Below are 22,265 nucleotides of genomic sequence, written 5' to 3' on the forward strand. Positions count from 1 at the left end.
TTAGGCGCTTGTTGCGGGAAACTTTCCGGTTTTAAAGCTTTTTCAGAACAGCTTCGGCACTTGAAACTTCAAACGCGCCTGGTTCTTCGACGGCAATGTCGGTGACTTTGCCGTCTTCGACAATCATGGCGAAACGGTTGGCACGCTTGCCAAGGCCGCGGCCGGTCAGGTCAAGCCCAAGCCCGGTTGCATCGACAAACGCCAGATCCCCGTCCGAAAGCATGGTGACGTCGTTGGCCTTTTCCGCATCGGCCCATGCCTGAAGGACAAAGGCATCGTTTGATGCAAGGCAGGCAATCTCATCGACACCTTTGGCTTTGATCTCATCGGCTTTGGCAACAAAGCCCGGAAGGTGTTTGGCCGAGCAGGTCGGGGTAAAGGCGCCCGGTACGGCAAACAGGACAACTTTGCGACCTGCGAAGAATTCCTTGGAATTGACGGCTTCCGGACCGTCGCTGGTTGCGCGGAAAAGGGTAACTTCCGGGAGTTCGGAACCGACTGAAATGGTCATGGGTATCTCCGTTATTTGGCGCAATCCCGTTGACTGCGCGCTGGATCGCATGCCGGAATCAAACACCAAATCTGCTTGGCATTCAATGCTTTCACGCAGAGTTTTTAACAGGTTTCATCTGCCTGACTTGAATAGGCAGCAATTTTGGGCCTGTATGCACCTTAACGCCTGCGCTGAGAGGAGCGGAAACACTACGCGTTCCCAATCAGATGTGATCACTGAACGGAACTGGCAAGGCTTGCCGAACCGTTTGCATCTTCAAGCGCACCTAAAACCTCGTCCACACCGAGCAATTCTGAAAGCAGAATGCCATCCGGTGCCCCCGGACCAAATACCGCATTGAACGGAATGCCAAACCGGCCATAGGAGGCAAGGTAATCGGCAATCTTTTGATCCGGGCGGGTCCAGTCGGCCTGCATCAGGACAACATCATCCTGCATCAATGCATTTCGGACGTCGGGCTTTTCGAGAACCAGCTTTTTGTTAACCTGACAGGTCACACACCATTCGGCCGTAACATCGATCACGACCGTCTTTCCATCGGTAACCAAACGATCAATGGTTTCAGGCGCAAACGCCTGCCAGACAAGTGTGCCATTGTCCGATGATGCGCTCGGCGACGACGGCGGCTGCGAAAAGCCGGGCGCAAACAGTGCAACCAAGAAGCCCAGTACCGCCAGCGACGTAAAGGCAAAGCGCGGACGCAGGTTTGATGTGCGTTTGCGGGCCCAGATAAAGACGCCGCCCAAAATAAGGCCAAGCCCGACAGCAATCGCACCACCCATGCCGATCTGAACCGACAGAATGCCCAGAAGCCAGATCGCCGTGCCGATCAGGGCAAGACCAAGAACAACTTTGACACCATTCATCCAGCGGCCCGGTTTGGGCAGGATATGTGCCACACGCGGTTGGATGGCAATCGCGAAATACGGTAGCGCCAGGCCGATCCCCAGCAAGGTGAAGATCCAGAAGATATCAAACACACTGCCCGCCAAAGCAAATCCAACCGCCGTGCCAAGGAACGGGGCAGAGCAGGGGGTTGCCAGCAAAGTGGCAAACATACCGGTCAGGAAGTTGCTGCTGATATGGTGGCCGTGGCTTTCGCTGCGTGTGATGGCATCATTTGCCGCGTTGCCAAGCTGATCCGGGCCGGAAATTTCAAACAGCCCCCACATATTCAGCGCAAACAGGGCGAGAATGATCGTCATAACGGTCAGGAACAGCGGTTGCTGGAACTGAATGCCCCAGCCAATGGTGCCCCCGGCCAGTTTGATGCCGACCAGAACAGCGGCAATCACCCAGAAGGATGTAATGATCCCGGCGGCACTGGCCAGGAAACCGATGCGCACCCGATTGATGTCCTGTTCGCGGGCCTTCAGGGCCGACATGACCTTGATCGACAGGACCGGCAACACACAGGGCATGACGTTCAGTATCAAGCCGCCAAGCAAGGCGAACAATCCGATCATCGCGAAACTCATGCCCGCCGTTGCGGCCGCGCTGGATGCTGTGCTTATGGTGGCGTTGCCATCACCGACAACAAGGTTTTGCTCCACCGAAAGCGGACCGGCAATGACGGTGACGGTGACCGGCTGATCTTTCAGTGTCTGGTCTTCGGCCAAGCCCATGACGGTCAGATCGAAATACTGAACATCCTCGTTGCTGCCCGTCGCGGTCGTTTGCGGTTCGGGCAGACCGAAACCTGCGCGCAGGTCGCTCTCGATCAGGATGTCGTCAATGTCGACCCCGGCATCATCAATGCCGCGAACACCCAGACGCAGGCTGTGCGCATCGCCCTGATTGATGCTGGAAATGCTGGTGACTTCGATGGGAAGGCCGGTGCCCCGCAGCGGCACCTTGGAAACAAATTTTTCGATCTGGTGGGCGTGATTGCTGGCGATCGAGGTGCCTGCACCAGCGGTGGTACTGGCGGGGATATCAATATCAAAGCTGGCATTTGCCGGAATGCAGATGTCGCTGCACACCAGATAATCGACATCAAGGCGGATCGCGACCGGCTGGGCCGGATCGGGGATCGCAACATCAATCGGCAGAATGATGTGATCCTTGTAGCCGAATGTTTCGAGGCCAAAGATCGAAAAGCGGTGAGGGGCCGGCCAAAGGATGTTTGCGTCGCCGACATTTTCGGACCCGGTCCAATCAAGTTGCGGCGGGAAACCGGCATCGCCTGCGCTGCGCCAGTAAATCTTCCAGTCGGGTTGCAGTTCGTATTCAAGACCAAGACGGAGTGTCTGTTTGCCGCCGGTTTCGGTTTGCGCACTGATCAGGCGAACTGACGCGAAGTCCTCATCGACCCAGTCGGTTGCCATATCCGATGCCGCCAGTGCAACAGAACTTGCACCGATGGATGACAGGCAGATGGCAATTAAAAAAGCCAAGCGGGTGATAAGGTGGCGGAGCACGTGTTGTTCCTTAAGCACGAAAAACCGATTTGCGCAGTGTGGGCCAAACTTGTGGCACAGAAGAGGCGTAATTCCAGTCCCCGTTCAAATCAAGCCACGACTGTGTGAACGCCCTATCACTAGCACATGCAGGCAGGGGCTTGTCCTGATCCAACGCAAAACGAGATGGATCCATTGCCATGGCAGTGCGTTCCTATCTACATGAGGTATATGGCAATCCGGAATGTCAAACGACAAAAAACACGGTTTTCCGGGTTCTTGATGGAAATGGGCAGGTATTCGCGCTAGGCTCTGTGAAACAGGATAAAGAGAGTTGCGACATGGCAGAAGGTATAGGCACGGGTGATTATCTCGGCGGCAAGCTGTTGGTAGCGATGCCGGGCATGCGTGATCCGCGCTTTTCGCAAAGTGTGGTCTATATCTGTGCGCATAACAAAGACGGTGCGATGGGGCTGGTGATCAACCGCCTGATCGACAGCATCACTTTCCCGGAATTGCTTGAACAGCTTGGCATTGCGCGCCCGGCACCGACCATCGAAGACATTCAGGTCCATTTCGGTGGACCGGTTGAAAGCAGCCGTGGCTTTGTTCTGCACTCGACCGATTTCTCGAACGAGGCGACCCTTCATGTTGATCGTGGCGTGTCGGTGACAGCGACGGTTGATATTCTTGAACAGATTGCCGTCGGCGAAGGTCCGCAAAGCCGCATTCTTGCCCTTGGCTATGCCGGATGGCGCAGCGGGCAGCTTGAAAGTGAAATCCTTGCCAATGGCTGGCTTCACGTCGACGCCGATGCGGATCTGCTGTTTGATACCGATTGCGAAGACAAGTGGGAGCAGGCGTTTTCACGGCTTGGCTTTGCGCCGGAACTGCTTTCGGGTGAAGCCGGACACGCTTAAGGCGTTCTATCCCGAGACCTTCAGAACCCGTCAAAAGAAAAGCCTGCCAATCTGGCAGGCTTTTGCATTTCGGACAGTCGTGATCGATCAATCAAACAGGGCGTCGATTTCTTCCTGTGAGAAGATCTGGTCGACTTCATCCTGAGACACACGATTGGCATTCTGCGGTGCCTTGGTGACGGTTTTGTCCAGGTTGTCGAGGCCTTTGGGGTCTGGCGGCAGGTCAAAGTCGCCAAAGTCATCCTCACCCCAGATTTCGATCACGCGGTTCACGCGTTCCTCGATATACTTCATGGTGTTGACGACCTTGGTAATCCGCTGCCCGGTCAGATCCTGGAAGTTACAGGATTCAAAGACTTTCACCACAAGTTCGACAATGTCATCGGCCAGCCCTTGTGTGTAGTCATCCGGGGCGGCGGAACGGATATTGTGGGCAACCGCGTCAATCTTTTCGACGGTTTCAAGGATGCTGGCAGTCGCATCCTCAGTTGCGGCGACGACAGAATCAAGTTCACCCTTTACGATATTAAGACGCGTGCCGCTGTCATCTTCGGGCGCGGTGTATAGGGCTGCGATTTCGCGTTTTGTTTCCTGAATGGAATTGGCAAGGGCGCGAACTTCGTTTTTGACCAGGCGCAGTTCATTGCGGGCGTCGGCCTGTTCGTCGTCTTCCGGGTCGATTGCCTTGTTCGCCTTTTTCTGCTCTTCGATCATCACGCGGATGTCGGTAAGCAGTTCAAGCTTGAGATCTTCAATCGCGGTATGCAGGCTCGAAATGTCGGCACCGCCGACAGAGCCATTCGCATCAGTCGGCATGTCGGTCGGCAAGGCGACCATGTCGCTCATGGTTTCGAGTTTATTGAGCAACCGCATTTCCGCGGTAAATAGTCTTTTACTTCCTGAGCGTGCCATAGACGAACCTCTGTCTTTGAACCGTCTGCATCGGGCAGCAACCTGTCTGGTTGCGGTGCACGGAACATCGGGAATGCATACGTTTTGGTAGAATAGTCGGCAAAGCTGATATATCCAACCGAATTTCTATCCGTGATATTGGGGAAAAGTCCGCTCAATTAAAGGGTTCGGATAGTATTTTTGCATTTGGTTTCTTACGGCCTGCCTCACGCCAGTATCCGAATCGTTGGCAAAATCGATCCTGGAGCGGTCTGTTGCGAAAAATCAGCCCGGATCAGGACGCTGTCAGGATGACGTAACGTCGTGTTGATCCGCCGATGTGCGGATCGCGTAGGATTTGAAAAGAAACGGCTTTAGCCATTGGTTGAAGTGATTCTAACGAGTTTTGCGCATATATTGCAAAGCAGCATTCGTTGGAAAGGTGAAAATCGGCCATGCGGAATGGCGGTTTTTCTATCCAAGGGTGGGTATTTAGAGCGATTTCAGTCAAAACCAGAGCGATCATTCTGATGGCGGCAAAATATATTTTTTGTGCAATGCAGCGAGGTTTTTTCTGGAACTGGTGTCGAAGATACGCTATTTGCCTGCGTTACAAATGTACTTTCGAGTGCAGGCTTATTAAGAATAAGATATGTCAGAGGAAATGCTCCGGCCTGTTTGTCAGGGTAATCTTTGGTTGAGACGTGATAAGGTCCTTGAGAGTGGGCCGTATTTGTCAGCTCGGCCACTGTCAGTCAGGGGTGGAGACGATTGAGGCATATCGCCTTGAGATGTAATGCGAGGGGGCAGATTCGCATGTCGATCAAGAAGCTATTTCCCATCCTTCTGTTGGGATTGGCGGTACTTACCGGGTTTGATGGCGCAGCACTTGCGGCTGTTGGTCAACCTGAACCCTGGCAGCTTGGGCTGCAGGATCCGGTTTCGCCTGTGGCTGTTGAAGGCCAGAAATTCTTTAATCTCGTTACGTGGTTGATGGTGATCATTACCGTGATCGTCTTGGCTTTGCTGCTGTTTGTGCTTTATCGCTTCAGCGCGAAACGCAACCCGGTCCCATCGAAAACAACGCACCATACCCTTCTTGAAGTGGTCTGGACGGTTGTTCCGGTGCTTATTCTTCTTGTTATCGCGATCCCCTCTTTCCGCCTGCTGTATTTTGCAGACCGTGTCGAGGATGCCGATCTTACGCTCAAGATTATCGGCAAGCAGTGGTACTGGACATATGAGTACCCCGATAACGGCAACTTCACCTTTGATTCGCTTATGATCGATCAGGAAACCGCCATTGCCGAAGGCAAGAAGCGCCTTCTGGATGTGGACAATCCCGTTGTCCTGCCGGTTGATCAAAACATCCGTCTGATCATGACGTCAGACGACGTGATCCATAACTGGGCGATGCCGTCGCTGTTCATCAAGCTTGATGCCGTTCCCGGCCGACTGAACGAAACCTGGACCCGCATTCCAGCTGAGTATGCCGGTACGACATTCTATGGTCAGTGTTCGGAACTGTGTGGTGTGAACCACGCATATATGCCGATCGCGGTTAAGGCCGTTACCATGGAAGAATACGAAGCCTGGGTCGCCGAGGCTCAAGAACAGTTCGCATCTGCTGATCTGCCGTCTGCGGTATCAGTGGCATCGGCAGAGTGAGGGAGAGATTGATGGCTCACGCTGAAACACATGATCACGATCATACCCCCGGCTTCTTTACCCGTTGGTTCCTGTCGACCAACCACAAGGATATCGGGACTCTTTATCTAATCTTCTCAGTGCTTGCCGGTTTGATCGGTGGTGCGTTTTCGGTCTGGTTCCGTATGGAACTGGCACAACCGGGAACCCAGGTCATTGATGACCCGCAATTCTTTAACGTGCTTGTGACCGCACACGGCATGATCATGGTGTTCTTTGTTGTCATGCCCGCGATGATTGGCGGCTTTGGCAACTGGTTTGTTCCGATCATGATTGGCGCGCCGGATATGGCGTTCCCGCGTTTGAACAACATTTCGTTCTGGCTGATTGTTCCGGCCTTTATCCTGCTGATGCTGTCGGCTGTTGTCGGCAGTGGTGCCGGCACCGGCTGGACGGTTTATCCGCCACTTTCAAGTGTGCTTGGCCATCCGGATGCCTCGGTGGATATGGCGATCTTTGCCCTTCACCTTGCCGGTGCCAGCTCGATCCTTGGTGCGGTGAACTTCATTACCACCATCTTTAACATGCGTGCGCCGGGCATGACCCTGCATAAGATGCCGCTTTTTGCTTGGGCAATGCTGGTGACGGCATTCTTGCTGCTGCTGGCGGTGCCGGTACTTGGTGGCGCGATCACCATGCTTCTGACCGACCGTAACTTTGGCACGGACTTCTTCAATCCGGCCGGTGGCGGTGACCCGATCCTGTATCAGCACCTGTTCTGGTTCTTTGGTCATCCAGAAGTGTACATCATGATCCTGCCGGGCTTTGGCATCATCAGCCACATCATCTCGACCTTCTCGCGCAAGCCGATCTTCGGTTATCTCGGGATGGCCTATGCGATGGTGGCAATCGGTGTTGTCGGCTTCATCGTGTGGGCGCACCATATGTACACGGTGGGCTTGGATGTTGATACCCGTGCATACTTTACCGCAGCGACGATGGTGATTGCGGTGCCGACCGGGGTTAAGATCTTTTCGTGGATCGCGACCATGTGGGGGGGCTCGATCACCTTGCGGGCTCCGATGCTTTGGGCAATCGGTTTCATCTTCCTGTTTACTGTGGGCGGTGTGACAGGTGTGATTCTGGCGAACTCGGGCATGGATCTGCCGCTGCATGACACTTATTTCGTTGTGGCGCACTTCCACTATGTTCTGTCGCTTGGCGCTGTCTTCTCGATCTTTGCTGGCTTCTACTATTGGTTCAGCAAAATGTCGGGCTACGAGATTTCCGATCTCGGTGCGAAGATCCACTTCTGGCTCTTCTTCATTGGCGTCAACCTGACCTTCTTCCCGCAGCACTTCCTGGGGCTTGCCGGCATGCCGCGTCGTTATGCCGACTACCCGGATGCGTTTGCCGGATGGAACATGGTTTCGTCTTATGGTGCCTATATCTCGTTTGCGGCGACGATCTTCTTCCTTGGTGTGGTGGCGCATGCCTTCATCCGTGGCAAGAAGGCCGAAGCAAACCCGTACGGGGAAGGTGCAGATACACTGGAATGGACCGTCAGCTCTCCGCCGCCGTTCCATACCTTTGACGAACTGCCACGTATCAAGTAAGTGATCCTGGTTTAAGTCCCCCGCAGGCCCCGGTTTGCGGGGGGCATCCTACCGCCCCAAACGAGAAGACCAGAGTTCAATGACCAAGCAGGTTGCAGATCAGACCCTAGCGCTTGAAAACGCAGTATCCCTGCCGGTTTCGGATGTGCGTGACTATATCGCGTTGCTCAAACCCGGTGTGATGACGCTTGTGGTTTTCACCGGTGCTGTGGGGTTGCTGATTGCCCCGGGTTCGATCCATCCGTTTCTGGGACTCGTCGCAATCGCCTGTATCGCTATCGCCAGTGGTGCCGCGGCATCCATTAACATGTGGTATGATCGTGATATCGATATCCACATGAAACGTACCCAAAACCGACCGATCCCGGCCGGGCGCGTGCCCGCCGACGAGGCCTTGTCTCTTGGCATTGCGCTGTCGATTGTTTCGGTCACGATCATGGCGGTTGCCATCAATATTGCTGCTGCGGTTTTGCTGGCTGTATCGATAGCGTTTTACGTGTTCGTCTACACCATCTGGCTGAAACGCAGCACACCACAGAATATCGTCATCGGCGGTGCCGCCGGGGCCTTTCCCCCGATGATCGGCTGGGCGTCGGTGACGGGCGGGATTGATATCAATTCAATCGCGCTGTTCATGATTATCTTTATGTGGACACCGCCGCATTTTTGGGCGCTGGCACTGTTTCGGTGCGGCGACTATGCCAAGGTCGGTGTTCCCATGATGCCGGTGGTTGCCGGTGACGCCGCAACCAAAAAGCAGATGCTGGTTTATACCATTCTGCTTTTGCCGGTGACCTTTGTTCCGGTCGCGACCGGATTGCTAGGAACGATTTACGCCGTGACGGCGGGTCTGACCGGGCTTTGGTTCCTGCGCCATGCGGTACGGGTTTTGCGCAACGCCGAAGAACGCGCGCCGCACAAGATGTTTGGATATTCCATTTTGTATCTGTTTGTCCTGTTTGGGGCGATGGTTGCAGATGTCTGGCTTGGCGGGTTCATCGTATGACGGAGCACCCCAAAATGAGCAAAGCCGAACTCGAAGCGTTTTACGCCAAGCGTAAAAAGAAGAACTGGGCGTTTTTGGTGATTTTGACCAGCCTGATTGTGCTGTTCTTTGCCATAACCATTTTGAAGATGAGCTAGGAAACCATGGCTGATCAACAACACACAGATACAGTAAAGAAGCGCAACAAGCGCGTGATGCTGAGTTGTGCCGCCGTCGTTGGCGGCATGATTGGCCTGTCCTATGCGTCGGTTCCGCTTTATGAGCTGTTTTGTCAGGTAACCGGATTTGGCGGCACGCCACAGGTTGGCAAGGATGCCGGGGTCGAGGTTTCGGAAAAAACCATCAAGATCCGTTTCAATGCAGATATCAATTCGGGTTTGCCCTGGCAGTTCAAACCCGAACAACGTGAAATCACCGTCCGTCTGGGCGAAGACAATCTGGCCTATTACATGGCCGAAAACATGTCTGTGAAGCCGATTACCGGGCAAGCCGTTTACAATGTAACACCACTTAAAGCAGGGCAGTATTTCAGCAAGATCGCGTGTTTCTGTTTTGACGAGCAAACCCTTGAACCGGGTCAGCGCGTCGACATGCCGGTCAGTTTCTATGTTGATCCTGCCATTGCCGAAGACATCAATACCCAGGACGTGAAGACCATTACCCTGTCTTATACCTTCTTCAAATCCGAGGCATCGTTCGAAGCGGTTGGCAGGAACGAAGATCAGGGAGGCTGACAGATCGCAGTCATGCGATTTGCTGTCTCTGTTTAACAAAGCGAACTTGAGTTTCTTTTGTAAGGATTGAGGGGGACAAGGAATGAGTGATCATGCTCAGAAACATCCGTTCCACCTGGTGGACCCGAGCCCGTGGCCGCTGGTAGCAGCCGCAGCCGCAGGTCTGTTTACTGGTGGCATGGTCATGTTCATGCATTCGGATCGTGCGCCGACGGATTTCTGGCTGGCGGCAATCGGGCTTGCAGGCATCCTGTTTGTGATGTTCCGCTGGTGGAGCAACGTGATCAGCGAATCACGCATCTATCATAACAAGGTCGTTCAGATTGGCCTGCGTTATGGCATGTCGCTGTTCATCGCATCCGAGGTGATGTTCTTTGTCGCCTTCTTCTGGGCGTTCTTCCACAATGCGTTTGTGATCTTCAGCCCGGGCGTGACCGAATGGCCCCCAGCAGGTGTTGAAGTTCTTGATCCCTGGGATCTGCCGTTCCTGAACACCCTGATCCTGCTGCTGTCGGGTTGCACCCTGACCTGGGCGCATCATGGGATCCTTGAAGGCAAGAAAAAGGACCTTGTTCAGGGTCTGGCACTGACCGTTGGTCTTGGCGTCATCTTCCTGTTCCTGCAGGCATATGAATATAGCCACGCGGCATTTGGCTTCTCTGACAACATCTATTCCTCGACCTTCTACATGGCGACCGGTTTCCATGGTTTCCACGTGTTTGTCGGAACGGTGTTCCTGGCGGTCTGCCTTGTGCGCGCAATGAAAGATGGCTTCAAACAGGATCATCACTTTGGTCTCGAAGCAGCAGCCTGGTACTGGCACTTCGTTGACGTTGTCTGGCTGTTCCTGTTCTTTGCCGTTTACATCTGGGGTGGCGAATAAGCCGTCGTCAGGTGACACAAAAGATCATGGATGATTATTATCCAAACCTTTCCCCCATTCGTACCGGGTTGGCATGCAAATGCCCCCGCTGCGGTGGGGGAAAGTTGTTTTCGGGCTATTTGACAGTGCGTGAAACCTGCGAGGTTTGCGGACTGGATTTGCGCGGCCATGATTCCGGTGATGGTCCGGCTGTTTTCATCATCTTTATTCTCGGATTTCTGGTGGTGCCGATGGCGCTATGGGTTGAAATGACCTATATGCCTCCACTCTGGCTGCACGCGGTTGTGTGGGGACCGCTGATCATTGGTTTGACGCTGGTCTTGCTAAGGCCGCTTAAAGGCATCATGGTGGCGCTGCAATACCGCCACCGATCGACATCCGAACAGGACTGACCCTTCATGCCACTTCTTAAAACGCGTCCCAGTCTGGCGATGAAAATTTCCGCCGGACTGTCTCTGATCATTCTTTTGGGGCTTGGTTCCTGGCAGGTTGACAGACTGTTCTGGAAAAAAGACCTGATCGAAATGCGCCAGGCGCAGGCACAAATGCCACCAATCGCCGTGCCGACCGATACCGTGCTTGACCCCGATATGGCATTTCGCGCGGCCTATGCCGAAGGTCGTTACCTGAACGATCAGGAAAAATACCTGATGGCGCGCACCCGGCGCGGCAATGTCGGTTTTCAGTTGATCACCCCGCTTGAACAGGAAGATGGTCGGATCATTCTGGTCAATCGTGGCTGGGTTCCGCAGGATTACCGCGAACCTGAAACCCGCCCCGAAAGCCTGATCGAGGGTCCGGTGCGTGTATCGGGTGTGTTGCGTCTGCCAAGTGAAAAGCATTGGGCGCAGCCGGAAAACGATGCGATCCGGAATCAGTGGTTCTATGTCGATGTCAATCACATGGCCGAAGATACCGGTGCCGACCTTGCAAGCCCGTATTATCTCGAACTCGACGATACGCCGATCCCCGGCGGATTGCCGATTGGCGGGCAGGCCAAGGTGGAGTTGCCCAACAACCATCTGGAATATGCCATCACCTGGTATAGCCTGGCACTTACCCTGATCGTGATGTTTGTCCTTTATCACCGCCGCCCAAGCAGCGATGACGAAAAAGACGCGCAAGCCTGATCTTGTCACCACCAGTTGACTGATATTTTGCGGACAGCAGCCGGACTGTCCGCGCAGGAGTTCCCATGACCGAAGCGTATAAAAAGCTCGAAGCCCGTTTTCACCGTATGAGTGTCCTGTCCGGTATTGGCGGGATGTTGCACTGGGATATGGCCGTCATCATGCCGGACGGCGGTGCAGATGCCCGTTCCGAACAGCTTGCGACATTGAGTGTTCTGGAAAACGAGCTGATCAATGCGCCGGATCTGGGTGATCTGATCAGCAGTGCGGAAAGTGAGCGCCTTGACGATTGGCAGCAGGCTAATCTGGGTGAGATGAAGCGTGCATGGGTTCATGGCACGGCGGTGCCAGCCGATCTGGTGGAAAAGATGTCACGGGCGGAAACCCGCTGTGAAGTGGCATGGCGCAAGGCACGCGCCGACAACGATTTCAAAGGGCTTCTGCCGCACTTGCAGGAAGTGCTTGATCTGTCGATTGAGGCGGGCAAAGCCAAGGCAGAGGCATTGGGTACCTCGGTATATGATGCGCTGTTGGATCAATATGATCCGATGATGCGCTCTGATCGGATTGATAGCCTGTTTGCCGAACTGGAAAGCTTCCTGCCCGATTTTACCGCCGATGTGATTGAACGCCAAAAATCCGAAGACAAGCCGGTTAAACCAACCGGTCCGTTCGCGATTGAAACCCAAAACCGGATTGGCCTTGATCTGATGAAGGCGGTTGGTTTCGATTTTGATCACGGGCGGCTGGATATTTCCCATCATCCGTTCTGTGGCGGGATTCCCGAAGATGTGCGTTTGACCACGCGCTATGACGAGAATGATTTTACCTCGGCCATCATGGGGGTCCTGCACGAAACCGGTCATGCCATGTATGAGCGCGGATTGCCAGCCGATTGGCAAAACCAGCCGGTGGGCAAGGCGCGTGGCATGACCATGCATGAAAGCCAGTCGCTTCTGGTGGAAATGCAGGCCTGCCGGTCGGAAGAGTTCCTGACCTATGCTGGCCCCGTGTTCAAGGAAGCCTTTGGCGGTGACAACGCCGCGTGGGGGGCTGTAAACCTGCATCGCCTCTATACCCGCGTTGAGCCCGGCCTGATCCGTGTTGATGCCGACGAGGTGACCTATCCCGCGCATGTGATCTTGCGCTATCGGCTGGAGCGCGCGCTGATCGAAGGCGACATGAAGCTTGCCGATCTGCCCAGCGCCTGGAACGAGTTGATGCAGAAACTTCTGGGCATTGTCCCCGAAGATGACCGCAATGGCTGCATGCAGGATATCCACTGGCCATCGGGCGCATGGGGATACTTCCCGACCTATACGTTAGGGGCGATGGCGGCGGCGCAAGTCTTTGCCGCGGCCAAGGAATCCAACCCTGAAATACCCAACGCATTGTCGCGTGGTGATTTCGCCCCGTTGATGGGCTGGCTTCGCACAAACATTCACAGTCAGGCCTCAAGCAAATCCACCGATGCCATCCTTGAGGCCGCGACCGGAAAGCCCCTTGGCGTGGATGCCTTCAGGGCCCATCTTGAGAATAGGTACGGTCAGTAAATTCAATTGAATGGGCCCGGCAATCTGCTAGCATTGATTTATTGATCGGTGATACACGCGGCCATCGGTCCTCGGGACAAGAAGTTCCCAAACCTTTCATGGGCTCTGCAAACACATGGGCATAACCGACGGCAACAAGAAGGTGATGGACCGGCAGGTCTTTGCCATCGATCAGGTTATTTTCCGCGAAGGAAAGCCTGGAAACGCTGCCTATGTGGTGCAGGAAGGCAAGGTCGAAATCTTCAAAACGCTGGGCGAAGGCAAAGAGGTTATTCTCGGCTCGATCGAGGCCGGTGGTCTTTTTGGTGAGCTCGCACTTGTCGATAATCAGCCGCGCATGGCCTCTGCCCGGGCCAAAGAACGTACCGTTTTGATCGCGATCAGCCGTCAGACGTTTGAAAAGAAAATGTCGGGTTCGGACCGGTTTATCAAAGCCGTGTTACGAATCCTATTGGGCAACTATCGCACGGTTGTGCGCCGGGCGGCATTGGCTGAGTCGAAGCTCAAGGAACATGGCATCCCGCTTGACGGTTAGGGTGGGCTGAATGCGGGGTGGGGCCGTGGCTTGCGCGATAATGCGTAAAGCACGGCAGGCTTGCTTGATTGTCCCTTGACTATATCTGCTCAAACCCTCACTAAATCAGGCTTTGGCGTGTTGTTTGGGGGCGATTTGCGCCCAAAAGCACGCAACCGATATTCGCCTTATGCAGGAGCAGGTCTAGTGCGCTATGTCAGCACGCGGGGAAGCGCCCCCGTTTTGCAGTTCGATGAAGTTCTTCTTGCCGGTCTGGCCCGTGACGGGGGGCTCTATGTTCCCGAAACATGGCCGACCTTTTCCAAGGATGACATTCGTGCGCTGCGAACTCTGACTTATGCCGAAGTGGCCTTCAAAGTCATCCAGCCATTTGTTGCTGGCACTGTTGATGACGATGCCCTTAAGACCATTCTCGAAGATACCTATCGCGGCTTTGATCACGAAGCGGTCGCACCGCTCAAGCAGCTAGGCCCGAATGACTGGGTGATGGAGCTGTTCCATGGCCCGACGCTGGCGTTCAAGGACTATGCGCTTCAGGTGGTTGGCCGTCTGTTTGACCATGTTCTGGCCAAACGTGGCGAGCGGATCACGATTGTTGGTGCAACGTCGGGTGATACCGGGTCGGCCGCGATTGAAGCCTGCCGGGATCGCGAAAATATCGACATCTTCATCCTGCATCCCAAAGGCCGCGTTTCGGAAGTTCAGCGTCGTCAAATGACGACCATCTTGTCGGATAATGTGCACAACATTGCCGTCGAAGGATCGTTTGATGATTGCCAGGATCTGGTCAAGGCGCTGTTTAATGATCATGGCTTCCGCGATGAAGTTGGCCTGTCGGCGGTGAATTCGATCAACTGGGCGCGCATCATGTGCCAGATCGCCTATTACTTCTGGGCGGGGGTGCAGCTTGGCTCGCCGGAACGCGAAATTTCGTTCTCGGTGCCGTCGGGCAACTTCGGCAACGTTTATGCCGGTTATGCCGCCATGCAGATGGGCCTTCCGATCAAGCAGTTCGTGGTTGGTGCCAACCGCAATGACATTCTGGCCCGTTTCTTTGAGACCGGGACCATGAAGATGGAAGGCGTTGAGCCGTCGCTCAGCCCGTCGATGGATATTCAGGTCAGCTCGAACTTTGAACGTTTGATGTTTGATCTGTATGACCGCGATGGTTTGGCGATTGCCGAAATGCTGACCAAGTTCCGCGAAACCGGTGTTATGGAAATGTCGCAGGGCCAGTTTGGCCGGGCGCGTGAACATTTCGATGGCTATCGACTGGATGACGAAGAAACCAAGGCGGCGATCAAGGATGTCTTGGCGACCAGTGGCGAACTGGTGGACCCGCATTCCGTGATCGGCATCGTGTCAGGCCGTCAGTGTAATCGCGACAAATCGGTGCCGATGGTGGCACTGGCAACCGCACATCCGGCGAAATTCCCGGATGCGGTCAAGCAGGCGTCGGGCATCTACCCGGACTTGCCGCCGCGTCTTTCTGATCTATATGACCGACCTGAAAAGGTCGAACCAATGTCCAACGATGTGGCGGCCTTGATGGCGCATGTCCGCAAGAACCGGCGTGCAGCCTGAAGACCAGCCATGGTTGGGAAAAGAATGCGAAACAGGAGTAATGCTATATGACAGTCGAGCTCACCCAGCTTGACAATGGAATGATTGTCGCGACTGACCGCCTTGATCATGTGCAGTCGGTTGCCTTGGGCACGTGGGTTGATGTCGGGGCTCGGAACGAGACGCCTGACATTAACGGCATTTCCCATATGCTTGAACATATGGCGTTCAAGGGCACGCGTTGTCGTTCCGCGCTTCAGATTTCCGAAGAAATCGAAGCAGTTGGCGGGCAGATGAATGCCTATACCTCGCGCGAGAACACGGCCTATTATTGCAAGGTCCTGCACGAAGATCAGGAACTGGCGATTGATGTGATTGCCGACATTCTTCAGCATTCCACACTGGATGCGAAGGAACTTGAACGCGAACGTCAGGTCATCTTGCAGGAAATCGGTCAGGCCAATGACACACCTGACGACATCATTTTCGACTATTTCCAGGAAACCGCCCTGCCAAATCAGGCTCTGGGGCGTTCGATCCTTGGCAGTCCGGAAAATGTATCGTCGCTTAGCCGTGATCATTTGTTTGATTTCATGTCACGCCGTTACAGCCCGAAACGCATGGTGTTTTCGGCATCGGGCAAGGTCGAACATAATCGCGTTGTCGATATGGTGGCCAAGAAATTCGACAGCCTTCCAGCCCATGAAGATCACGAGATGGAGCCGCTTAAATACGAAGGCGGCAGCCGGATCGAAAACCGCAAGCTTGAACAGGTGCATGTGATCTTTGGTTTGCCGACCGTGTCCTACACCGATGACAGCTTCTATGATCTGCAGGTTTTCAACACCCTTCTGGGTGGCGGCATGTCATCGCGCCTGTTCCAGGAAATCCGTGAAAAGCGCGGGCTGGTCTATTCGGTCTACAGCTTCTCGTCGCACTATGTCGATGGTGGCTTGTTCTCGATCTATGCCGGGACTGGTGCCAATGACGTTGGCGAATTGATGCCGGTCATGTGTGATGAACTGGTCCGCGCGACCGAGGACCTGACCGAGGAAGAAGTCGCACGTGCACGTGCGCAGCTTAAGGCATCTGTGGTGATGGCGATGGAAAGCAATTCCGGTCGCTGTGAAACACTGGCCCGTCAGATCCAGATTTTCGGCCGTCCGCAAAGCATGGAAGAAATCGTTGAAAAGATCGACGGTGTTGACCTTGAAAAGGTCAAAATCGCTGGAAATAAACTTTTGACGGGGAAACCAAGTACAACTTATTTGGGGCCAATATGTAAAGTCCCCGACTTTAGTTTTTAACAAATCACAACTTGAATTTTGGGCGTAAAAGATATCAATGATTCCATTTACATCTAAGAGTGGTTTTGGTTCTAGGGATTGGCGGGAATGAATAGATTGGCAATAAAGATATTGGTTCTCGGATTTTCAGTTCTAATTATTGCTGTTTACATGGAAATCGAAGATATAGCTGATTACTATATTTCAATTGATTTTTATTGGGCGTTCTTGTCTTTTGTTTTTATCTTTTTTAATCAAGTTTTAAGTACTTTTAGATTTAAAATTGTACTGTCTATATTTCGAATTAGTCTCCCTTTTTGGGAATGTCATAGAGTAAATATTTTCTCGATATTGTCCGGCGTTTTTTTCTTTAATTTCTTTGGGCAAAGCATATCCAGATCGTACTTAATTAAAGAAAGTGCGAACCCGCAAGCATCATTTATTGTAACAGCACTAGAAAGAGGCCTATCTTTATCGCTATTGTTGCTTGCATCAGTGGGGGCGGCAATTTTTGTTTTTGGTGGTGTTGGGTTTGAATATATCCCAGTATTACCAATAATTCTTGGTTCTTTTTTTGTATTATTGTCTTTTGTTTGTGTTTATTTCATTTCGCTGTACCCAAAGCAAAAAAATGAAATTAATTTTTTATTAAAAGATGGGTGGGGATCAAAGCTTTGGATTACTATTTCTATAGTATCGCTTATGCATATTTCTATGCTGGCGGCATATTTATCTCTAATCATAGGCATGACCAGATTCGAAATAGTCAATGAATATTCCGTACTTGCATCTCTTCTCACAATGTTAGGCGGAGCACTTCCGATAAGTTTTGGTGGGTGGGGTGCTCGCGAAGTCTCAGCTAGTTTTGCATTTAAGGCCGCATCTCTTTCCAGTGAATTAGGTGTTTCTGCTGGGATCGGAGTCGGCTTACTGACAGTCGTAGCCTTATGTACGAATATTTTTATTATATTTTTTATGCAAAGAGTTTTGGGTAAGTTTAAATTTGATATCTATCAAAGTAACAGACTATCACGCGACGTCTTTGGCAGGCGGCTTATCTTGATACTTTCTTGGGTGTCGTTACCTGTCGTATTCATTTTAATACTTGTGCAGTTTCCAATCCCACTAAGTGCAGGGCATATCTCACTTAATATTGCTGATCCGCTAGCAGTCGTACTTGGTATGACCTTTCTGCTTGTAATAGTTCAGCAACGAGCATGGGGGAAAGTGTGGAAAAATAATTGTATACCATATTGGCTTTTGTCAGCGTTTCTGATTGTCATACTCAGCTATATTATAGGGGTTACTAGAATTGGATTTTCCGAGTGGGCTTCCTACAACCGCCTTGTTGGAAGTGGTATCCTGCTTTGCTACCTTATTATCGGGCTGGTTTCTGTTGCTTTTTGGGGAGATTTCTCTGTTCGAACGGCAATTCGTGCTCTGTCGGTGGCGATTGTAGTGCTCGCTATAATGGAATTCGCTCTTCGTATGGTGTTTGGTTACGATTCCCTTTTGTCTCTTGGTTGGCACGGTCCTAGGTGGACTGGGCTGCTAAATAACCCAAATTCATACGCGTTCTTCCTTGTCTCAGTGTTTTGCTTGATTTTCTCATTTGAACGTAATTTTTCTAATCTTCGAAGGGATTGGATAACAGTAGCCACCCTCTCGCTAGTGATGGCTCTTATTTATTTAACAATGTCGAGGGCCGCTTTGGGGTCCATGATTGTGCTGTTAGCAGTACTATTGTCATTTGACTGGAAAAAGGTTGTAGCATCTGTTCTAGGAGCTGTGATGTTGTGGTGTGTTGTCATTGGTCTAAATGAAATATTCGAACTGTTTGTCCAGACAACTGTTGGTGTGGCGGGGTTTAACGAGGGTCGGGTAGCTCAATTTGGTGAAATGCAATACGATCGCATTGCTAGTCTATATGAGGGATGGAAGTTGTTCTTGGAGTCCCCCGTTTTTGGCGCAGGACTCGGGGTGTTTCACGAAATTCAGGCCCTTAAAGGGCATCCTCTTGTAATTCATAATTCCTTTCTTTGGGTCCTTGCTGAGATGGGGGGAATAGGATTTTTAATTATTTGTGTTGTACCTTTATTTTGGGTTTCCTTCATATTTCTGAAAGGCCAATGGCGGGTTGATCCCTACCAAAGGACTCTAGTTTTGCTTGTATTAAACGCGGCAATTATGGGTTTGGCCCACGAATTGCTTTATCAGCGTGTGTTTTGGCTAATCTTGGGTATGCTATTTGCCGCGCCTTTTGCTTTGCGGACAAAGATGCCACACAATGCATCGTGAGACAGCAGCGCCTTCAGAATTCGAAAAAGTGACCTATGCCTTTGACATAGGGGGCTCGAATATCGAGTTCGGTGTTTTTGATGCGGGTGGGGCGATGGTGCTTCATCGCAAGGCATCGACACCGCGTGATGACCGCGATGCCTTTGTCAAAATCCTGGCGGGCTTTGTGCACGAGGCCGATGAGCAATATGGCAATCGCCCGGTCGGCATCAGTCTTGCCGGTGGGATGGATCCGCAGACCGGGTCGGTCATTTCTGCCAATATTCCGGCCATCAAGGATTGGCCGCTGGCGGCCGAGCTTTCAGGCATTCTGGACCGTCCTGTTCTGGTCGAAAATGACGCCGATTGTTTTGCCTTGGCCGAGGCAACAACAGGTGCCGCCCAAAACGCCCGAACCGTCTTTGCCATTATCCTTGGCACCGGCGTTGGTGGCGGGATTGTGTTCGATGGTCAGTTCGTTGGCGGTAACAGCGGTATCCGTGGCGAATGGGGGCATGGCAATGATGTCACCGGTAGCCTCATCAAACATGGCCTGTCGGCGGTTGCCTGCGGCTGCGGGGGGATCGGATGCCTTGATAGCTGGGGCGGGGCGCGCGGGCTTGAACGGATTTACGTGCAACTCCATGATCAGGCACCTGCAAGCCACGACATCACAACTGCATGGCTGGCCGGGGATGACAAGGCAGCACGGGTTATCGACATCTATTGTGATCTGGTTGCCCGTGAATTGGCACTGATGGTTAATGTTCTCGATCCGGACTGTGTCCCGGTGGGCGGCGGATTGGCATCCGAGACCGCCTTGATCGCAGAGATTGACACCCGGGTGCGAAAGCATGCCTTGGGGCGCTATGACGGGCCGCTGGTGGTGCCCGGCGCCTATGCCCGGGATGGCGGTTTGCGGGGGGCAGCTCTGTTGAACCAGATGATGACAGCTCGACCGAAATCCGGATAACCGAGCCGGTCATATCAGAAAAATATTATCCAATCAGAAGAATGGCCTATGCCTTGGTATGCTTACGGTTTAGAATTTGCCGCATGCGATTATCGGACTTAATTGTCGCAGTATAACAAGGCTTTATGACTGGTGTTTTCGTGCAAGGCGGTGCCAGTCAAAAAATGGGAAATCACATGACCACCGAGTTTGAGACCGATCATCAGGGCGAAATGGCCAAAATGTTCGAACAGCGTGTTGAGGCGATCCTGAAGCTCGGTATTGAGCAGTTCGGTCTGCCAGTCGGCATCTTTAGTGCGATTGGCGAACAGACCTATGAAATTCGACAGGTGTTTCATCCTGAAAATGTCCTGACCCCGGGCATGGAATTCGATCTTGATGAGACATTCTGCAGTCAGGTTATTTCGGCCAGCAAAGTCTTTGCCTTTCATGATGTCAGTGAAAGCGAACTGGGATCGCATCCGGCGGGCGAAAAATTCGGATTTGCCGCCTATCTTGGCGCACCGATTGTTGTCGAAGGTGAATGCATCGGGACCCTTGCATTTGGCAGCCCGGTACCGGTGAAGGCCTTTACCAAGCACGATATCGATCTGGTGCAGCTTTTTGCCGACTCAATCGGGCAGGCGGTTGCCCATATCCATGATCGCAAGGCACTTGATCAGGCGCGCAAGGATATCGAGCTTTCGGCCAATACCGATCCGCTGACGGGGCTTTACAATCGCCATTACATGGAAGGTATCTTGCGAACCGAGCTTGAACGTTCAAACCGATATGGCAATGCGGTTGTGATCGGGATGGTCTATTTCGACAATCTCAAGAACCTGAATGAGAACTTTGGCTATGATGCCGGTGATGCGGCGTTGAAACTGTTTGCCAAGGTGGCATCGGGCATGAAGCGCGAAACCGACGTCATCGCGCGCTGGAGCGACAAGGAATTCATTATCCTGATGCCTGAAACCGGGGCCGCAGGTGCGCTTAACTATCTGCAGCGCCTGACCGAGCGCGTCGGTGCCGAGGATTTCGAGGCCGGAAGTGCACACCCGAAGCTTACACTCAGCATCGGCCTTGGCATTGCGGAGGCGGGCGATACGCTTGATAAACTGGTGTCGCGCGCCAGCATCGCAATGCACCAGTCAAAGCAGTCCTGAACGGATAATATGTGGCCGCGCATTCATGTGCGGCCATGTTGCATCAAGCACGCAAAAGAAAACCGCTTTGAGGAAAACCTCAAAGCGGTTTGTCTTGGCTGGGGCGGTAGGATTCGAACCTACGGTACACGATACCAAAAACCGATGCCTTACCACTTGGCCACGCCCCATCAGCGTGCGTGGCGCGGAAAATAGCGCCCTCATGACAAGAGTGCAACCCTCTATTTGAAGGTTTTTTTATCTCGCGCTCAGTCGGGGAAGGCCGCGCCCATATCTGCCTGCTCGCGGCTCTTTTCCGTCAGGATATGGGTGGGCGAAATCCACCAGTCCGGGTTCTGTGCTGCAATGGCATTTGCCGCACGTTCAGCCTGATCGTTTGTGTCGTAAATTCCGAAACACGTCGCCCCGCTGCCTGACATTCTGGCCAGCAAGCATCCCTCTTCGCGCGCGAGCGCATTTAGCACATCACAAATTTCCGGAAGGATACCGGTGGCCGGCAGGGTCAGGTCATTGCCGCATTCCGACAATGCATCGGCAAGGGCCGCACCACTTTGAAAGGTTTGCTTGGTATCCCATGCGCCGGTCGTACTAAACCCCTCATCGGCGCGGGCCTTGAAGATTTCGGGTGTTGAAACCGCCTTGCCGGGATTGATCAGGACCATCGGGACGGACGGCAGGTCCGGCAGTGCGGTGATTTCTTCGCCGATGCCCGACATCAGACAGGTTCTACCATGCAGGCAAACCGGGACATCTGCCCCGAGTGTTAGCGCGATGCGTGAAAGGGTGTTTGCGTTGAGATCAAGCTTCCACATCTCGCAGAGCAACCGGATCGTCGCCGCCGCGTCAGCCGACCCGCCACCGATACCCGATGCAATCGGCAGTCGCTTATCAAGGATCAGGTCGGCCCCCTGTGTCGTGCCACTTTCGGCCTGGAGCATCCGGGCAGCACGCATCACAAGGTTGTCACTGGTGTCTTCAAGGGCGAGGTTGGCGGCCATGGGGCCTGTGATCGAAAGGGTGATGGTGCCATCGTCGCGCACCTCGCCACTTACCACGTCGCCGGATGCGGTAAAGCAGACGAGGCTTTCAAGCAGGTGATAGCCGTCATCGCGTTTGCCGGTGACGTGCAGAAACAGGTTAACCTTGGCAGGTGCCTGCTGGCGATAGGTCGCAGACATGAACGTTTCTTC

The 22,265-nt window shown here is 53.2% G+C and carries 20 protein-coding genes and 1 tRNA gene; 16 read left to right on the top strand and 5 right to left on the bottom strand.

Annotated elements, in window-relative coordinates; all coding sequences use genetic code 11:
- Positions 1 to 31: 31 nt before the first annotated feature.
- On the bottom strand, positions 32 to 511 hold the full coding sequence (locus AUQ41_RS11550; protein ID WP_008889192.1) for a peroxiredoxin: 480 nt from the start codon (positions 509 to 511) through the stop codon (positions 32 to 34).
- A gap of 215 nt (positions 512 to 726) precedes the next feature.
- Complete coding sequence (locus AUQ41_RS11555; protein WP_063088561.1) at positions 727 to 2,934, bottom strand: protein-disulfide reductase DsbD; 2,208 nt, start codon at positions 2,932 to 2,934, stop codon at positions 727 to 729.
- A gap of 320 nt (positions 2,935 to 3,254) precedes the next feature.
- On the opposite strand from AUQ41_RS11555, the gene AUQ41_RS11560 reads away from it, so the two are divergent.
- Positions 3,255 to 3,833, top strand: a complete 579-nt coding sequence (locus AUQ41_RS11560; protein ID WP_008889194.1) for a YqgE/AlgH family protein — start codon at positions 3,255 to 3,257, stop codon at positions 3,831 to 3,833.
- Between the two features lie 87 nt (positions 3,834 to 3,920).
- Here AUQ41_RS11560 and AUQ41_RS11565 read toward each other — a convergent pair whose 3' ends face one another.
- Positions 3,921 to 4,706: a hypothetical protein gene (locus tag AUQ41_RS11565; RefSeq protein WP_008889195.1), complete on the bottom strand. Its 786-nt coding sequence runs from the start codon at positions 4,704 to 4,706 to the stop codon at positions 3,921 to 3,923.
- An 834-nt stretch (positions 4,707 to 5,540) separates the two neighbouring features.
- On the opposite strand from AUQ41_RS11565, the gene coxB reads away from it, so the two are divergent.
- The 15 genes from coxB (at position 5,541) to AUQ41_RS11635 (ending at position 21,075) form a co-directional block, all read left to right on the top strand.
- Positions 5,541 to 6,392 carry a cytochrome c oxidase subunit II gene (gene coxB, locus AUQ41_RS11570; RefSeq protein ID WP_008889196.1) on the top strand — a complete coding sequence of 284 codons (852 nt, stop codon included), beginning with the start codon at positions 5,541 to 5,543 and terminating at the stop codon, positions 6,390 to 6,392.
- 11 nt (positions 6,393 to 6,403) lie between these two features.
- A complete protein-coding gene (gene ctaD, locus AUQ41_RS11575; protein ID WP_008889197.1) occupies positions 6,404 to 7,987 on the top strand; it encodes a cytochrome c oxidase subunit I in 1,584 nt (527 codons plus the stop codon).
- Between the two features lie 79 nt (positions 7,988 to 8,066).
- On the top strand, positions 8,067 to 8,993 hold the full coding sequence (cyoE, locus tag AUQ41_RS11580) for a heme o synthase (protein ID WP_008889198.1): 927 nt from the start codon (positions 8,067 to 8,069) through the stop codon (positions 8,991 to 8,993).
- Positions 8,994 to 9,007: 14 nt separating this feature from the next.
- Entirely contained in the window at positions 9,008 to 9,130 is a 123-nt protein-coding gene (locus tag AUQ41_RS21280; protein ID WP_255356190.1) for a hypothetical protein, read from the top strand.
- A gap of 6 nt (positions 9,131 to 9,136) precedes the next feature.
- The gene (locus AUQ41_RS11585) at positions 9,137 to 9,727 is read left to right on the top strand and encodes a cytochrome c oxidase assembly protein (RefSeq protein ID WP_063088562.1); all 591 of its coding nucleotides are present in this window, start codon (positions 9,137 to 9,139) and stop codon (positions 9,725 to 9,727) included.
- Between the two features lie 82 nt (positions 9,728 to 9,809).
- On the top strand, positions 9,810 to 10,610 hold the full coding sequence (locus tag AUQ41_RS11590) for a cytochrome c oxidase subunit 3 (protein ID WP_063088563.1): 801 nt from the start codon (positions 9,810 to 9,812) through the stop codon (positions 10,608 to 10,610).
- A gap of 26 nt (positions 10,611 to 10,636) precedes the next feature.
- The gene (locus AUQ41_RS11595; protein WP_063088564.1) at positions 10,637 to 11,002 is read left to right on the top strand and encodes a DUF983 domain-containing protein; all 366 of its coding nucleotides are present in this window, start codon (positions 10,637 to 10,639) and stop codon (positions 11,000 to 11,002) included.
- 6 nt (positions 11,003 to 11,008) lie between these two features.
- Positions 11,009 to 11,740, top strand: coding sequence for an SURF1 family protein (locus AUQ41_RS11600; protein ID WP_063088565.1), 732 nt, complete (start codon positions 11,009 to 11,011; stop codon positions 11,738 to 11,740).
- A 65-nt stretch (positions 11,741 to 11,805) separates the two neighbouring features.
- Complete coding sequence (locus tag AUQ41_RS11605; RefSeq protein ID WP_063088566.1) at positions 11,806 to 13,293, top strand: carboxypeptidase M32; 1,488 nt, start codon at positions 11,806 to 11,808, stop codon at positions 13,291 to 13,293.
- Between the two features lie 115 nt (positions 13,294 to 13,408).
- Positions 13,409 to 13,828: a cyclic nucleotide-binding domain-containing protein gene (locus tag AUQ41_RS11610; RefSeq protein WP_063088567.1), complete on the top strand. Its 420-nt coding sequence runs from the start codon at positions 13,409 to 13,411 to the stop codon at positions 13,826 to 13,828.
- 186 nt (positions 13,829 to 14,014) lie between these two features.
- Complete coding sequence (gene thrC / locus AUQ41_RS11615; RefSeq protein WP_063088568.1) at positions 14,015 to 15,412, top strand: threonine synthase; 1,398 nt, start codon at positions 14,015 to 14,017, stop codon at positions 15,410 to 15,412.
- Positions 15,413 to 15,459: 47 nt separating this feature from the next.
- On the top strand, positions 15,460 to 16,698 hold the full coding sequence (locus AUQ41_RS11620) for a pitrilysin family protein (RefSeq protein WP_063088569.1): 1,239 nt from the start codon (positions 15,460 to 15,462) through the stop codon (positions 16,696 to 16,698).
- Between the two features lie 87 nt (positions 16,699 to 16,785).
- Complete coding sequence (locus AUQ41_RS11625) at positions 16,786 to 18,975, top strand: lysylphosphatidylglycerol synthase domain-containing protein (protein ID WP_063088570.1); 2,190 nt, start codon at positions 16,786 to 16,788, stop codon at positions 18,973 to 18,975.
- Positions 18,965 to 19,927 (top strand): ROK family protein, encoded by a 963-nt coding sequence (locus AUQ41_RS11630; RefSeq protein WP_232308376.1) that lies wholly within the window; start codon positions 18,965 to 18,967, stop codon positions 19,925 to 19,927. The genes AUQ41_RS11625 and AUQ41_RS11630 overlap by 11 nt, the downstream gene beginning before the upstream one ends.
- 176 nt (positions 19,928 to 20,103) lie before the next feature.
- On the top strand, positions 20,104 to 21,075 hold the full coding sequence (locus AUQ41_RS11635; RefSeq protein ID WP_168173384.1) for a sensor domain-containing diguanylate cyclase: 972 nt from the start codon (positions 20,104 to 20,106) through the stop codon (positions 21,073 to 21,075).
- Between the two features lie 95 nt (positions 21,076 to 21,170).
- Here AUQ41_RS11635 and AUQ41_RS11640 read toward each other — a convergent pair.
- Together AUQ41_RS11640 and AUQ41_RS11645 are read right to left on the bottom strand one after the other, a co-directional pair.
- Positions 21,171 to 21,245, bottom strand: a tRNA-Gln gene (locus AUQ41_RS11640).
- A 78-nt stretch (positions 21,246 to 21,323) separates the two neighbouring features.
- On the bottom strand, positions 21,324 to 22,253 hold the full coding sequence (locus AUQ41_RS11645; protein WP_063088572.1) for a 4-(cytidine 5'-diphospho)-2-C-methyl-D-erythritol kinase: 930 nt from the start codon (positions 22,251 to 22,253) through the stop codon (positions 21,324 to 21,326).
- Between the last annotated feature and the right edge of the window lie 12 nt (positions 22,254 to 22,265).

Source organism: Thalassospira sp. MCCC 1A02898 (assembly GCF_001618185.1).
Classification (GTDB): Bacteria; Pseudomonadota; Alphaproteobacteria; order Rhodospirillales; family Thalassospiraceae; genus Thalassospira; species Thalassospira tepidiphila.

Coding starts and splice junctions, on each gene's coding strand:
- AUQ41_RS11550 (WP_008889192.1), bottom strand. CDS start 511: ATGACCATTTCAGTCGGTTCCGAACTCCCGGAAGTTACCCTTTTCCGC.
- AUQ41_RS11560 (WP_008889194.1), top strand. CDS start 3,255: ATGGCAGAAGGTATAGGCACGGGTGATTATCTCGGCGGCAAGCTGTTG.
- AUQ41_RS11565 (WP_008889195.1), bottom strand. CDS start 4,706: ATGCGGTTGCTCAATAAACTCGAAACCATGAGCGACATGGTCGCCTTG.
- coxB (WP_008889196.1), top strand. CDS start 5,541: ATGTCGATCAAGAAGCTATTTCCCATCCTTCTGTTGGGATTGGCGGTA.
- ctaD (WP_008889197.1), top strand. CDS start 6,404: ATGGCTCACGCTGAAACACATGATCACGATCATACCCCCGGCTTCTTT.
- cyoE (WP_008889198.1), top strand. CDS start 8,067: ATGACCAAGCAGGTTGCAGATCAGACCCTAGCGCTTGAAAACGCAGTA.
- AUQ41_RS21280 (WP_255356190.1), top strand. CDS start 9,008: ATGAGCAAAGCCGAACTCGAAGCGTTTTACGCCAAGCGTAAAAAGAAG.
- AUQ41_RS11585 (WP_063088562.1), top strand. CDS start 9,137: ATGGCTGATCAACAACACACAGATACAGTAAAGAAGCGCAACAAGCGC.
- AUQ41_RS11590 (WP_063088563.1), top strand. CDS start 9,810: ATGAGTGATCATGCTCAGAAACATCCGTTCCACCTGGTGGACCCGAGC.
- AUQ41_RS11595 (WP_063088564.1), top strand. CDS start 10,637: ATGGATGATTATTATCCAAACCTTTCCCCCATTCGTACCGGGTTGGCA.
- AUQ41_RS11600 (WP_063088565.1), top strand. CDS start 11,009: ATGCCACTTCTTAAAACGCGTCCCAGTCTGGCGATGAAAATTTCCGCC.
- AUQ41_RS11605 (WP_063088566.1), top strand. CDS start 11,806: ATGACCGAAGCGTATAAAAAGCTCGAAGCCCGTTTTCACCGTATGAGT.
- AUQ41_RS11610 (WP_063088567.1), top strand. CDS start 13,409: ATGGGCATAACCGACGGCAACAAGAAGGTGATGGACCGGCAGGTCTTT.
- AUQ41_RS11620 (WP_063088569.1), top strand. CDS start 15,460: ATGACAGTCGAGCTCACCCAGCTTGACAATGGAATGATTGTCGCGACT.
- AUQ41_RS11625 (WP_063088570.1), top strand. CDS start 16,786: ATGAATAGATTGGCAATAAAGATATTGGTTCTCGGATTTTCAGTTCTA.
- AUQ41_RS11630 (WP_232308376.1), top strand. CDS start 18,965: ATGCATCGTGAGACAGCAGCGCCTTCAGAATTCGAAAAAGTGACCTAT.
- AUQ41_RS11635 (WP_168173384.1), top strand. CDS start 20,104: ATGACCACCGAGTTTGAGACCGATCATCAGGGCGAAATGGCCAAAATG.
- AUQ41_RS11645 (WP_063088572.1), bottom strand. CDS start 22,253: ATGTCTGCGACCTATCGCCAGCAGGCACCTGCCAAGGTTAACCTGTTT.